Source organism: Aquimarina addita, from assembly GCF_039539305.1.
In the GTDB taxonomy this organism is placed as follows: domain Bacteria; phylum Bacteroidota; class Bacteroidia; order Flavobacteriales; family Flavobacteriaceae; genus Aquimarina; species Aquimarina addita.
Window position 1 is genome coordinate 526,529 of the sequence record NZ_BAABCW010000001.1, and the last position, 13,993, is coordinate 540,521.

11 protein-coding genes are annotated in these 13,993 nt (G+C 33.7%); 8 read left to right on the plus strand and 3 right to left on the minus strand.

Going from position 1 to position 13,993, the window contains the following annotated elements:
• Both ABD816_RS02330 and ABD816_RS02335 read left to right on the plus strand, forming a co-directional pair.
• Positions 1-4,803, plus strand: a complete 4,803-nt coding sequence (locus ABD816_RS02330) for a beta strand repeat-containing protein (RefSeq protein ID WP_344924356.1) — start codon at positions 1-3, stop codon at positions 4,801-4,803.
• A 160-nt stretch (positions 4,804-4,963) separates the two neighbouring features.
• The gene (locus ABD816_RS02335) at positions 4,964-6,139 is read left to right on the plus strand and encodes a T9SS type B sorting domain-containing protein (RefSeq protein ID WP_344924358.1); all 1,176 of its coding nucleotides are present in this window, start codon (positions 4,964-4,966) and stop codon (positions 6,137-6,139) included.
• Positions 6,140-6,158: 19 nt separating this feature from the next.
• Here ABD816_RS02335 and ABD816_RS02340 read toward each other — a convergent pair whose 3' ends face one another.
• Complete coding sequence (locus ABD816_RS02340) at positions 6,159-6,584, minus strand: GNAT family N-acetyltransferase (RefSeq protein ID WP_344924360.1); 426 nt, start codon at positions 6,582-6,584, stop codon at positions 6,159-6,161.
• Positions 6,585-6,746: 162 nt separating this feature from the next.
• Here ABD816_RS02340 and ABD816_RS02345 point away from each other — a divergent pair, with 162 nt between their 5' ends.
• From ABD816_RS02345 to ABD816_RS02360, 4 genes are all read left to right on the plus strand, one after another.
• Positions 6,747-7,295, plus strand: coding sequence for a ClpP family protease (locus ABD816_RS02345; RefSeq protein WP_344924362.1), 549 nt, complete (start codon positions 6,747-6,749; stop codon positions 7,293-7,295).
• 156 nt (positions 7,296-7,451) lie between these two features.
• Positions 7,452-8,177 (plus strand): M15 family metallopeptidase, encoded by a 726-nt coding sequence (locus tag ABD816_RS02350; RefSeq protein ID WP_344924364.1) that lies wholly within the window; start codon positions 7,452-7,454, stop codon positions 8,175-8,177.
• Positions 8,178-8,305: 128 nt separating this feature from the next.
• Positions 8,306-8,761: a CAP domain-containing protein gene (locus ABD816_RS02355; RefSeq protein ID WP_344924366.1), complete on the plus strand. Its 456-nt coding sequence runs from the start codon at positions 8,306-8,308 to the stop codon at positions 8,759-8,761.
• A 135-nt stretch (positions 8,762-8,896) separates the two neighbouring features.
• The gene (locus ABD816_RS02360; protein ID WP_344924368.1) at positions 8,897-9,667 is read left to right on the plus strand and encodes a M48 family metalloprotease; all 771 of its coding nucleotides are present in this window, start codon (positions 8,897-8,899) and stop codon (positions 9,665-9,667) included.
• A 58-nt stretch (positions 9,668-9,725) separates the two neighbouring features.
• Here ABD816_RS02360 and ABD816_RS02365 read toward each other — a convergent pair whose 3' ends face one another.
• The gene (locus tag ABD816_RS02365; protein WP_344924370.1) at positions 9,726-10,106 is read right to left on the minus strand and encodes an ankyrin repeat domain-containing protein; all 381 of its coding nucleotides are present in this window, start codon (positions 10,104-10,106) and stop codon (positions 9,726-9,728) included.
• A 460-nt stretch (positions 10,107-10,566) separates the two neighbouring features.
• On the opposite strand from ABD816_RS02365, the gene gpmI reads away from it, so the two are divergent.
• On the plus strand, positions 10,567-12,084 hold the full coding sequence (gene gpmI / locus ABD816_RS02370; RefSeq protein WP_344924372.1) for a 2,3-bisphosphoglycerate-independent phosphoglycerate mutase: 1,518 nt from the start codon (positions 10,567-10,569) through the stop codon (positions 12,082-12,084).
• Between the two features lie 79 nt (positions 12,085-12,163).
• Here the strand turns inward: gpmI and ABD816_RS02375 are convergent, their stop codons facing one another.
• The gene (locus tag ABD816_RS02375) at positions 12,164-12,859 is read right to left on the minus strand and encodes a porin family protein (protein ID WP_344924374.1); all 696 of its coding nucleotides are present in this window, start codon (positions 12,857-12,859) and stop codon (positions 12,164-12,166) included.
• A gap of 265 nt (positions 12,860-13,124) precedes the next feature.
• On the opposite strand from ABD816_RS02375, the gene map reads away from it, so the two are divergent.
• Positions 13,125-13,946, plus strand: a complete 822-nt coding sequence (gene map, locus ABD816_RS02380) for a type I methionyl aminopeptidase (protein WP_344924376.1) — start codon at positions 13,125-13,127, stop codon at positions 13,944-13,946.
• The last annotated feature ends 47 nt before the right edge of the window (positions 13,947-13,993 follow it).

Genomic DNA, 13,993 nt, shown 5'->3' on the forward strand with positions numbered 1-13,993 from the left:
ATGATATTGATTACTAGTATAAGAAGTCAATTATTAATTATACCATTAATAGTCCTCTTGCCATTTAGCACAATTTTTGGTCAGGATATCTATCAGGACAATTTTAATGGTGGGGCTAATTACGCGAATAGTAGTGGAATAACAAACTGGCCTACAAGCTGGGTAGAAAGTGGAGAAGGTACTAATGCAAACGGAGGTAAGATTAGAATCAACAACAATCAATTAAGATTTAGACAACAAGGAGGTGGAACAAATATAAGTGCCCGAAATATTAGTAGAGCTATCGATTTATCACCTTACTCTGATGTAATATTAACATTAGATTACAACAGAACGAATGGAAACGAAACAATTGCTATACAGTTGTGGAATAACAATACAAGTTCATGGAACACTGTTCTTACTACTGGAGGAGGAACCGGTTCGTTAAGTCATACATTGACAGCTGATCAAATCTCTGTTAATTCTGCTATACGACTACTGAGCGGAAGTGGAGGTTGGAATAACAATGAGACTATATTTATCAATGATGTACAATTCGAGGGAACTTTATTGCCATCCAATCCAGAAATCTCTATAGATGATGTTACTGAAAATGAAGATGCTGGAACTATAGATTTTACAGTATCGCATACCGGTGGCACTGCTTCTGGTAGTTTTACTATTGAATTTACTACCTCAGATATTTCTGCAAATGCTCCGGCAGATTACACTGCATTTACTGGTACTCCCACAACCACAATTACATTTTCAGGAACTAGTTTAAGTACACAAACTATTTCTATACCTATAGTAGATGACACATTAATAGAAACTGCAGAGTCGTTTGAAGTGAATTTAAGTAATCCAAGTGATGGGTCAGTTACAATTATTGATACTCAGGGAATAGGTACTATTAATGACAATGATGGATTTATTATTACCAATGGTACTGTAAATACTTGTAGTGGTACTTTTTTAGATTCAGGAGGACTTGCTGGAAACTATGGTAACAATGAATCGTTTACCTATACGATTTGTCCTGATACTCCGGGAAATTCTATTTCCGTTGATTTTACAACTTTTAATGTGGAGACTGGTTTTGATGGTCTAGAAATTTTTAACGATAATGGAACTGCTAATTCGTTAGGCGTTTTTGATAATAGTAACATTCCAGGATTAATAACTTCTACAGATGGCTCGGGATGTTTAACCTTTGTATTTTCATCTGATGTAAGTGTTACCGGAAATTGGGAAGCCACAATAGGATGTTATTCCAGTTTTGTTGTAGCAAACAATATTACTGTCAATGAAACTGATGGAACCGCTACATTTCAAGTAACTTATAATGGACCAGCTACATTAGGTACCTTTACGGTCGATTACACTACAGCAGATAATACTGCATATGCGGCATCCGATTATACTACTGTTGCTGGTTCACTTGTTTTTTCTACGTCAGTTCCTGGTGTACCTCAATTAGTTACCGTACCCATTATTAATAATAATTTTGAAGAAAATGATGAAACCTTTTACCTTACCTTAAGTAATGTTAGTGATCCAAGTATAGGTACCGTTAGAGGAACAGCAACTATTATTGACACTCCTGGTGACACGCCTGTTGATGATGATGTACCGCTTACCTTATTTGATAATTTTAATGGATACTATGATTATGCATTAACTGCAGGGACTTTAAGAACAGCCGATGAAAATGTTGATCCTTGTGCTATTACAACTTCATCTACTAATACACTTACTACTCCCATACTTGCGGGATCCACCATAGAAAAAGCCTATCTTATCTGGGGGCACTCGGGACGAGCAGCGGATGATGTTGTTACTTTTGAAGGTCAATCTGTGACCGCAGATGTGGTCAATTCTACCAGTGGCGGTTTTTATTATGGTATGGTAAGCGATGTTACCACTATTATTCAAGGTATTGCAGATCCTTCTACTAATGCGTACGATTTTACTGATCTTGTAATTGATAATAGCTCAACCTATTGTGGATCTGTAGTTTTTGGAGGTTGGTCATTATATATCTATTATACCAATCCAACATTACCAGCTGTAAGTATCAACATGTATAATGGGTTTGATTCTCAAATAGGAACTATAGGTTCTCCAAGCTCTACCAGCTATACATTGGATGGTTTTTTTGCTATTGGTTCCTCAGGGTCAAAAACTTCAGTATTATCTTGGGAAGGTGATCGATTGCGTACCGGAGGTGAAATAATATCTGTAACAACTGGTTCTGGAACCACTAACTTAACAGGCGATGGTAATAATTCTCCTACACTAGCAAATGTTTTTAACTCTACCATTTATGATGATACCGCAAGTCCAACATTTGAAGACACATCATTATATGGTTTTGATTTAGATACATATGATATTTCTTCTCTTATTACCCAAGGAGAAACTACCGCAACTACAAACGTAGCAACGGAAGGCGATTTTATAATTCTTAATTCGGTATTACTAAAAGTACCCAGTAATTTAATGACGGGTACTGTTTTTGAAGACATTAATTATCCCGGAGGAGTCGGAAGAGACCTTGCTACATCATCAGGATTACCTGTGGAAGATGTCAGAGTAGAATTATACGATAATACTGGGACTCTGATCGATTTTGATATTACTGATGCTACTGGCACCTATAGTATAGGTGGAATGGCGAATGGCACCTATAGTTTACGTGTAGTTAACAACACAGTAGAATCAAACAGAGGAGGCGGAACAGGATGCACTAATTGTATACCTGTACAAACATATAGAAGTACTTATACATCTAGCACCTTATCATCTGTTACTAATGAAGTTGGAGGAGCAAATCCAGCTGGGCAAGATGTTGGTTCTGGCATATTAACCGGAGCCCAGACCATATCCGAAGTAACCATATTAAATGAAGGAGCAGTAGGTCTTGATTTTGGATTTAATTTTAATACTATTGTTAATACAAATGAAAATGGACAGGGGTCTCTCGAACAGTTTATAGTGAACACTAATAATCTAGACGAAGTTTTATTAGATATTGACGCTCACCCTAATAACGGAACACTTGATCCAGCCGCAGGAGAAGATGTATCTATTTTTAATATTCCAACTTCTGACGGAGGTTTTACAGCTGGATCTTATTTTGATATTTTTATCAGCAATACCATAGATCTTACTATTATTTCTGATGATAACACCAGTATAGATGGCAGATCACAAACCGCACTTACCGGCAATACTAATGCTGGAACCACTGGAGCTGGAGGATCATTAGTAGGAGTTTCCCAAACTGCCTTACCTAATTATGATTTACCAGAAATTCAAATTCACCAAAATAATGGAAATGTTTTACGTACTAATGCTAATAACATTACTATAAGAAATACGGCATTATATGCTAATAATAATTCGGTAATAACGGTGTTGTCAGGTTCGTCTACAATTTTTCAAAATCTTATCGGGGTAAATGCTCTAGGTGTATTTACACAAAATAAAGATTATGGTGTGGAAATTAACGGAGGGACCGTAAATGTAGATAGTAACTATATCGCCGATAATACAGACGCAGGAATTTACATTGATGGAAGTACATCTGTAGCAATTCAGAATAACCATATCACCACAAATGGAGATGACATCTGTAATGACAATATTACTATTGTTGGAGGCTCTGGAATTTCTATCCAAAATAACCTAATCGAAAATGCAAGTGCTTTTGGTATAGATGATACCAGTGGAAATGTTGTTATTACAGACAATACAATCACTAATTCTGGGCAAGATATAACTGACTGCTCAAATAATTCAGGTATACACTTAACAGGAAATAATACTACAATTACCAATAATCGTATCCATACTAACGGTGGTTCTGGCATAGCCTTAGAAGGAGGAAATACAAATGGTAATCTAATATCGCAAAATTCAATATATGCTAATGGAACAGTATCTGATGCATTAGGAATTGATATAGGAAATGATGGTGTTACTATAAATGACAATGGAGATACGGATAATGGTCCTAATGGAAGTCTTAATTTTCCTGTTTTTGAATCTATTACAATTCAAGGAACAATATTAAAGATAATAGGATGGAGCAGACCAGGAGCTACGATAGAGCTTTTTTTAACAGATATTAGTCAAGGAACTGCTTCTATTGGAAACAACCAACTAGGACTTTCTCAAGATTATGGAGAAGGACAAATTTTTATAGGATCTGTTGTTGAAGGTAGTGTGAATGATAGTGATGGCAGTAGCTCTGCTTATAATGATCCAGATGGTAACCAGGATAACACTAATAAGTTTAACTTCAGTATTACACTTAGTAATACGATTCCTTTAGGCACTTTATTAACTGCTACTGCTACTATTGCAAACACTACTTCAGAATTTGCAAATACATTTCCAGTACGCACTGGTACCTTAATTACTAATAGAAGAATTACATATCGCGTCACCCCTACCCCGGTTACTACTGGTGGACCAACGGGAACACCTACAACGGATATGAATGTTAATTTCTTTGATGATGGTCAATTTGGTCCCGGGAATTCATATCAACTTCAGGTTCAAAATACTACGGGCACTCCTTTTAACTATGAAATCTGGATTCAAAATGTACCCTATGCGTCAATTCCAGGACTAAATCTTGGTAATCATACTTTAAATACTGTAAATAATGGTGATGGAACGTATAGTTATCTCTTTACAAGCACAGTTCCTTTAGGAGCATTTCAAAGTGCATTTATTACAGGTTCTGGTGGAGCACCTTCACCTCCAGGAACCGGAGTAGCATGTGGTTGTGTTTCTTTTTATAAATTATAACAGAACCCAATAACACACAAAAAAACTACCTTTCAACGATATAAATACGCATTTTAACGATATAAACATGGTTTTTTAACACTTGTAAGACTCTTTACACGTATTTTTTATGTACTTTTACACAAAGAAAATTACTGTTAAACCGTACATAATTAAAATAATGATATTCGCCCCCAAAAAAATATTGTTTTTCCTAATTGGATTCTTACAATTTAGTCACGCTTATAGTCAGGCATCTTTTCATAATTTTGGAAACATTCAAATTCATGATCAAGGTCAGGTCGGATTTCATGCAGATGTAATGAATGATGGAGACTTTGATAAAAACTTTGGCTTTGCTGGATTCTATAGTCAAGATGACCTTACTGTTTCAGGATCAAAAAGACCCATATTTTTTGATATGGAAATCGATGTTCAGAATTTCCTATACCTTGATGTTGCATTAGGTACCAGTAATTTTATGGAATTTGTAAATGGTAAAGTGATTACACCGAGAGATGAAGTTAATGTTTCTCTTGATTATCTTAATGATGCTCCTTATATAGGAGAAAACGATGATAGACATGTAGATGGGTATTCTTCTATTAGTGGAGATCTTAATTTTACTTTCCCAATAGGAGATGATTTTAGGTTAAGAGCAATGCGCATTGAAAATGAAGCTGCTATAGATACTGCGGTGGGAGCATACTTTTTTGAAAACCCTAATTTCCCTAATTTCTTTTCAGAAAGTTTTGATACTGAAAATTTTGAAGAATTATTGTATGGTGTTAGCATATTTGAATTTTGGGATCTAAATGGAGCTATTCCTACAGCCGTAACATTAACCTGGGACGATAATAGCAATATACCTACATTAGCAAACGAAATATCTGATCTTAGAGTAGTAGGATGGCATAGAGAATTAGAAAAGTGGGTGAATCTGGGTAATGCAAATGTTAGTGGTGACCTTAATAGTGGAGAAATTACTTCTGATGTTATTTTACCAGATGATTATGTGATATTAACTTTTGGTTCATCTAATAGAATTCTGGATGGAGATCTTGAGGTTTTTACTGCTGTTTCTCCTAATGGGGATAATGTAAATGATACATTTGTTATACAAGGACTTACAAATTATCCTGATAATGAAGTTTTCATTTATAATAGATGGGGAGTATTAGTTTATCAAAAAGAAAAGTATCACGAAGTACAGGATACTGAAAAAGGTTTTAAAGGTATTTCTGAAGGTAGAGTTACTATTGCTCAAAAAGAAGAACTTCCTGAAGGAACTTATTATTATGTATTAAACGTGCAGGGTACTAAAAATCGTGCAGGATATTTGTACATTAATAGATAAGCTAACACCTAATACAAGGCTACAGTTTTTTCACAAAATGATGTGCCCAGATTTCATATCCTTCGTTAAGATAAAATTTATGAGAAGGATAGTTTGCAACATAGCTATTTAACTCTGAGGCTTCACACCCTCTTCTTTTTGCATATTCATAGATCCAACTAAACACCTTCTTCCCTATTCCTTTACTACGATAGACGTCATCTATATACACATGGTCAGGTTCGCAAGAACGACCTACATAATGACGAGTCATAAACCATAATCCAAAAACACCAATTAACTCATCCTCTAAATAAACTCCCCAACATTCGTAATTCTGATCAAACATTTCTGAAAAACGGTCTAATAGTAATTCATCTGTAAACTGATTATTCATTAATTTTTGAATGAGCGGTAAAGCACTGCTAAAATCAGGTTTTAAAATCTTGTTAAATATTAGATTCATATGTAGATGTATAGAATTTGTTATGAAGTATTTCGTTATTTCTGCAAAAATAATTATACTTTTAACTTCTATTTAAAAAGAAATCATAAAAACATAGTAGATCTAAAAGATTATAAATAATTCAATAGAGTTGCTAAGTTTATTTAGAAAAAAATTCAAAAGATGAAGGATAAATCAGGAAAAATTCAGGATATAATAGATAAAAAGTTTTTAGAAGAACGCAGTGTCTTTCTTTGGGGACAGGTAGATGATAAATCTGCTAAGCATGTTATAGACCGGTTATTATATCTGGACACAATCAGTAATGAAGAAATCAAATTATATATTAATAGTCCTGGTGGCTATGTTACTTCTGGATTTGCAATGTACGACACCATAAAAGCGCTAAAAAGTCCAGTGTCCACAATCTGTAGTGGATTAGCGGCATCTATGGGATCTATACTATTAAGTGTAGGAGAAAAAGGACGTAGGTTTATCCAACCTCATGCAAAAGTAATGATTCACCAGCCCAGTGGTGGCGCCAGAGGTCAGGCTTCTAATATCGAAATACAAGCTTCAGAAATTGTAAAAACAAAGGAATTAAGCGCTAAGATTTTGGCAGACAATTGTGGCCAGGATTATGACAAAGTAATGAAAGACTTTAATCGCGATTACTGGATGGATGCTAAAGAATCTTTAAAATACGGTATTGTTGATGGGATACTTTCTTAAACTTATCTTACTGCATATTTAATATTTTTTTGAAACGATACACCATAACAATAAATTAGTTGATCGTTGTGGGGTATCGTTTTATTTTCTTAAATTACAAAAGCATTTTTTGTTTAATTAGTTTATTACTACCACAACATTTAATTGTTTTTGATTATGCAAAGAAAAAAATTTATTCAACTAAGTACCGCAGGATTAGTTGGGTTATCTTCAGTGTCATTTTCGCACTTCCAATCTAAATTGAGTAAAGATGATCTTATGGGAAAAGGAAACCCCATACTGGTTGGTGAAGGATATAAACTACGTAAAAAAGCACATCAGGCTTTTTTAAAAATGAAAAGCGCAGCTTTAAAACAGGATATTAAACTTAAAGTTGTTTCTAGTTATAGGGATTATGCACACCAGAACCGTATCTGGGAGCGTAAGTATGAACGATATACTGCTAATGGACTATCGCCTATTAAAGCGATCCATAAAATAATAGAATACTCTACTATTCCCGGTACCTCTCGTCATCATTGGGGTACAGATTTAGACATTGTTGATGGTAGTGTCAAACAACCCAGAGATGTACTTTTAACAAAGCATTTTCACGATGATGGCCCTTTTACCAGATTTAAAACATGGATGGATCATAATGCTAGTGATTATGGTTTTCATCTTGTCTATACAAATAAAAAAGGCAGAAAAGGATTTAAATATGAACCATGGCATTTTTCTTATGCTCCTTCCTCTATACCGATGCTCAACGAGTTTAAAAAACTTGATATTAAAACCGAATTACAAAAGACGATCCTTATGGGGAGTTCTAATTTTACTTCAGATTTTATTCAACAATATATGAATGAAAATGTATTGGATATAAATCCTGAATTATTGTAGCCAATACACCTTGGTTTCCCTTGTTTGTATAAATTAAAATGAGACATACTAAAAACAATTTCTATAAGTTATATGTTAACTAAGCCCCTATACATATGAAAAATATAAAATTTTATTTACCCATCCTGATGTTATTATCTTTGATGGTATCCTGTTCAGATGAAGATGTTACAGAAACCTCAGAACTTGAAATGGTTAGTTCCACTGAAGAAATGACGATTTCTGAAGAAATTCTTACACTTGTTAATGAACACAGAGAAAGTATTGGTTTATCAGAATTAGAAAACAATGAAACCGCTGCTGAGTTGGCTAAAGCACACACAGCCTACATGATATCAATTAATGAAATTAATCATGATGGATTCAATAATCGCATTGTTGTGTTACAAGAAGAAGAAAATGCTCGCTTTTTCGCAGAAAATGTAGCTAAATTTCAAAGCGGTGCAGCAACTGTATTAGACAGTTGGCTAAATAGTGAAGATCATAAAAAAAATATTGAAGGTGATTATACTCATTCTGGAGTAGCTGCATTAAAAGATGAAGACGGAAGGCTTTATTTTACCCAAATTTTTCTAAAAAAATAATATAGCTTTCCCAATCATTAAAACAAAAAACAGTTCAATCTTTATTATTGCGCTTGCTCTGATAAAATTTCTTTATTCTGAATCATACACAATAAAGATACCTGATATCCTTTTATTGAATTTACAAGAATTTGTATGAGACAAGGTGGTTTAAAAATAAGTATATTTTTAGGATTAGCGATTGTAGTGTTTGCTTCTGTTACTAAGTGCAGTAATAAAACACACAATCCTTATACGGATAGAGCACAGGATATAAATATATCTACCGATCAGGAAATTGCGATTGGATTACAAAGCGCACCCGAAATAATACAACAGTATGGAGGCTTATATCCTGATAAAAATCTTCAAGATTATATAGATCGGATTGGCAATACACTTGTGAACGCAAGTATAGCAAAAAACAGTCCATATAAATATGAATTTCATTTATTAGCGGATCCTACCTGTATCAATACTTTTACATTACCTGGAGGGCAAATATTTATAACCTATGCTTTACTCTCTAAATTAGATAATGAAGATCAGGTAGCGGGTATACTTGGACACGAAATCGGGCACGTTTTAGGACGGCACTCTGCAGAGCGTATTGCCAAACATGCATATTGGAAAACGATTTCTGCTAATGCATCTGTAGATACAGATTTTGGAAGTTTAACAAAGGAAATTGATCAAAATGTTCTTTTAGACAATAGTAGACTTGATGAATTAGAAAGTGACAAATTAGCAATACAATTTATGATCAATGCTGGCTATAATCCACAAGAATTGATAGAAATTATGAAAACTCTTAAAAATACCACAAATCCTAATCGTATTATTATTCTTAAAAACACTCATCCTAATCCTGAAAATAAAATGGCGAAAATCAGAGATGCTATCAAACACTATAAAAAAGAACAATAAAAAAACTCCGCTTGTGATGAGTAAGCGAAGTTTTTAAGTTAAAAAAATGTTCTACGATTTAAGACAGTTCTTTTAATAAAGCAACAGCCTCGCTAGCATTCGATAATTTAGCATATTTCATTGCTGTAAACCCTTGACCACTTTTTACATTAATTTTAGCCCCTTCGTTTATCAATACTCTCATAATATCTAAGCGATTATAACGAGCTGCATACATTAATGGTGTCATACCTTCTGATGATTCATTGACATCACTACCAAGTTCAATAAATTTTTTAACAGTTTCCAGATCTCCTTTTACTATTGCCATACAGAAAGGACTTAGTTTCTTTGTGGCAAGTTCTTGAGTAAAGGTATTCATAGTGGTTTGCTTGTTCATAGCAAAGCTAACAGGTGCGATGAATAAAATCATCAATGCGATTACAATTGTTTTTTTCATGATGTTGTGAATTTAAAAGTTAAATTATTACAACTATATGACCTTTACACACTGTAATTTGTTACACTTGATAATGACAATAACTTAATTTTAACCTTTGTAAATGAATTAAAAACAATAAGTTAAACAAAAAAAGATATTTTTTGAAATTTCAAATTCCTATCTCTTTTTCCATTCTTAATCAGCAAAATACACTTTGTCATAATAATTATATAATTAAGGAAGAAAATGGGTAAAAAGTACGAATAACTCATTATTAGCTTCACTTCGACCAAAGGTTTGATGATTTTACAGAAAATTGATTGTAATTTTTAGACAAGAAGCAGAAATAACCCAATGATAATTTTGGTTTTTTGGGTACTTGTTTCTGATATTGTATTTTTGATTTTTAATTTATAGAAAACCAATTACTTCTATAAATTAAAAAGCATTACATAAACATTTTTAATTGTCAAAGTACATGAACAAAAAAGTAATCTTAATGATTCTGGACGGATGGGGAACGTCTCCAGATCCTAAAGTATCCGCAATCGATAACGCAGAAACTCCCTATATAGATAGTTTATATAATACATATCCTAATGCTTCTTTACGCACGGATGGATTACACGTGGGATTGCCAGAGGGACAAATGGGGAATAGTGAAGTAGGACATATGAATCTGGGAGCCGGACGAATCGTTTATCAAGATCTTGCTAAGATTAATCTAGCAATACAAAATGACACATTAAAAGATGAGCAAGTACTGGTAGACGCTTTTACCTATGCAAAAAACAATAACAAAAATATACATTTACTTGGACTGGTAAGTGATGGTGGAGTTCATTCACATGTAGAACACATAAAAGGATTATTAGACGCAGCCAATTCTTTTGGATTGGAAAATGTATTCCTTCATGCATTTACAGATGGCCGTGATGTAGACCCAAAATCAGGAAAAAGTCATATACAATCAATACAGAAACACATGGCAACAACCACAGGTAAAGTTGCCTCTGTTGTTGGCAGGTATTATGCAATGGATCGAGATAAAAGATGGGATCGTGTTAAACTAGCCTACGATCTTGTAGTCCACGGTATTGGAGAAAAAAGTTCTGATATATTATCCAGCATACAATCTAATTATGATAAGGATGTAACAGATGAATTTATTAAGCCTATTATAGCACAGGAAAATAATGCTCCTATTGCTACAATCAAAGAAGATGATGTAGTTCTATTCTTTAATTTCAGAACCGATAGAGGTCGTGAACTTACTGAAATGCTATCACAAAATGATATGCATGAATATAATACCCATAAGCTGAAGCTTTATTATGTAACCTTAACAAACTATGATGAAAACTTTAATGATATTAAAGTTATCTACAATAAAGATAATATTACTGAAACTTTAGGAGAAGTAATATCAAAAGCTGGTAAAAAACAAATTCGAATTGCGGAAACTGAAAAGTATCCACATGTGACCTTTTTCTTTTCTGGTGGACAGGAAACACCTTTTACAGGTGAGTCCAGAATTCTGAGAAATTCACCAAAAGTAGCCACTTATGATCTTCAACCAGAAATGAGTGCTTATGAATTAAGAGATGCGCTCATACCAGAATTAGAGAAAGAAGAAGTAGATTTTATCTGTCTCAACTTTGCAAATGGTGATATGGTAGGTCATACTGGTGATATGGATGCTGCTATAAAAGCTTGTGAAACTGTTGATATTTGCACAAAAGATGTAGTTACAGCAGGACTAAAACATGGATATACAACCATTCTTATAGCGGATCATGGTAATTGCGAAACTATGATTAATCCTGATGGATCACCGCATACCGCACATACTACCAACCCTGTACCGGTAATTCTGATAGATGATGAACGAATCGAGATAAAAGATGGGGTATTAGGAGATATTGCTCCTACAATACTCGATCTTATGGGAATAAACCAACCAAAAGCTATGACACAGCATTCTTTATTGAAATAAACAAACATATAGATATACGCTTGTATTAAACATCCCTGAAAATTATTTTCAGGGATGTTTTGCTTGTTGATACATTATACTATTTAAAAAAATATGCGAAATTAAGTGTAAAAGATCTATTACGTATATAATTGTTATCATCTCCATCTGGTAAAATATTAGCTGCTCCAATTTCATAGGCAATATCAACCTGAAAAGACCTATCCAATTTAACTCCAGTTGTAAAAATTAATCCCCAATCAAAAGGCCTATACCAATCCTCATTAATATCGTTACCCCAACTTATAGTATCATCTGTTGTAAAGTCAACATCAATAACATCACCGGTTGAATCTACCTTCCCTCCTATACCATAACTTAGATACGGACCTACTCCAGCAAACAATGGAATTCTTCCTATATTAAAATTATAAATAACAGGAATAGGCGCATGAATATACAAAGGGTTTGATTTTATTTCAAAATCAAAGATTGAATTATTTCTTTTATATTGATATCCTTTCTTTATCAGTAATAAAGAAGGTTGTAAAGAAAATTGGCTATTTTCTATCGGGGTCTCTAATAGTAACCCTAATTGCCATCCAATACTCGTTTCTGTATCATCTATAAAACCTAAGGAGTTAAAAGATTCAATGTCACCTTTTTGGTTACTAAAATTAATTCCTCCTTTGATCGCAAAACGAGCACCCTGAGCATAAATGCTTCCGTTAATAAGAAATATTAATAATAAGGTGGCAGTTACATACTTTTTTTGTTTATGTGTTTGGGTTCTCATCTCTAATCTATTTAAAAAGTGTTTCATCAAAAATGCGCTAATATGTAAAAAAACTATTTTTAGTTTATTAAAGCTAAGTTAAATTAATCACGAGATCAGGATCATTTATTTTCAACATATCCCTTTCCAAAACACTTTTTACATTACATATACAATTGATAAGTATACCAAAACATATTCATTAGAAAATATTTTTTATAGTTCTATCGAACCAAGAATATCTATCATTATTCTTTGTAAATTTGCCAACATTAATTGTGATATTATGAGTATTATTCCAAAAACACGTGAAGAGATTGAATTAATGCGTGAAAGTGCACTTATAGTCTCTAAGACACTTGGTATGCTGGCTTCTGAAGTAAAACCAGGAGTTACTACTATGCATTTAGATAAACTTGCTGAAGAATTCATAAGAGACCATGGAGCTGTCCCAGGGTTTTTAGGGCTCTATGATTTTCCTAATACCTTATGTATGAGTCCAAATGAACAGGTTGTACATGGAATTCCTAATCACACCCCATTAGAAGAAGGAGACATCATCTCAATTGACTGTGGTGCATTAAAGAATGAATTTTACGGGGATCATGCGTATACCTTTGCGGTAGGAGAAATTGCTCCAGAAGTATCCGAATTATTAAGAATCACTAAAGAATCTCTTTATGTGGGTATTGCAGAATTAAAAATAGGAAAGCGAGTAGGTGACGTTGGCTATGCGATCCAGAAATTCACGGAAGATGCAGGTTATGGAGTTGTACGAGAACTGGTTGGACATGGATTAGGTCGCAAGATGCACGAAGATCCAGAAATGCCTAATTATGGACGTCGTGGTAAAGGAAAAAAATTTATAGAAGGTATGGTAGTTGCCATTGAACCAATGACCAATCTAGGAACACATCGTATCAAGCAATTAAGCGATGGATGGACAATCTTAACCGCAGATAAAAAACCAAGTGCGCATTTTGAACATGACGTAGCTATTATAGATGGAAAACCGGAAATTCTTTCTACTTTCAAATATATTTATCAGGCACTGGGTATTGAATCAGATGAGGAAGATGCGTTTAGACAAGAACTACTAGCCGTATAATATTCTAATTAATTATTTCGCAGAATTCTATACAAAGACACAGCAAG

Excerpts from the sequence above, each read along its gene's own strand:
- ABD816_RS02330 (WP_344924356.1), top strand. The coding sequence starts at position 1 with ATGATATTGATTACTAGTATAAGAAGTCAATTATTAATTATACCATTA.
- ABD816_RS02335 (WP_344924358.1), top strand. The coding sequence starts at position 4,964 with ATGATATTCGCCCCCAAAAAAATATTGTTTTTCCTAATTGGATTCTTA.
- ABD816_RS02340 (WP_344924360.1), bottom strand. The coding sequence starts at position 6,584 with ATGAATCTAATATTTAACAAGATTTTAAAACCTGATTTTAGCAGTGCT.
- ABD816_RS02345 (WP_344924362.1), top strand. The coding sequence starts at position 6,747 with ATGAAGGATAAATCAGGAAAAATTCAGGATATAATAGATAAAAAGTTT.
- ABD816_RS02350 (WP_344924364.1), top strand. The coding sequence starts at position 7,452 with ATGCAAAGAAAAAAATTTATTCAACTAAGTACCGCAGGATTAGTTGGG.
- ABD816_RS02355 (WP_344924366.1), top strand. The coding sequence starts at position 8,306 with ATGTTATTATCTTTGATGGTATCCTGTTCAGATGAAGATGTTACAGAA.
- ABD816_RS02360 (WP_344924368.1), top strand. The coding sequence starts at position 8,897 with ATGAGACAAGGTGGTTTAAAAATAAGTATATTTTTAGGATTAGCGATT.
- ABD816_RS02365 (WP_344924370.1), bottom strand. The coding sequence starts at position 10,106 with ATGAAAAAAACAATTGTAATCGCATTGATGATTTTATTCATCGCACCT.
- gpmI (WP_344924372.1), top strand. The coding sequence starts at position 10,567 with ATGAACAAAAAAGTAATCTTAATGATTCTGGACGGATGGGGAACGTCT.
- ABD816_RS02375 (WP_344924374.1), bottom strand. The coding sequence starts at position 12,859 with ATGAGAACCCAAACACATAAACAAAAAAAGTATGTAACTGCCACCTTA.
- map (WP_344924376.1), top strand. The coding sequence starts at position 13,125 with ATGAGTATTATTCCAAAAACACGTGAAGAGATTGAATTAATGCGTGAA.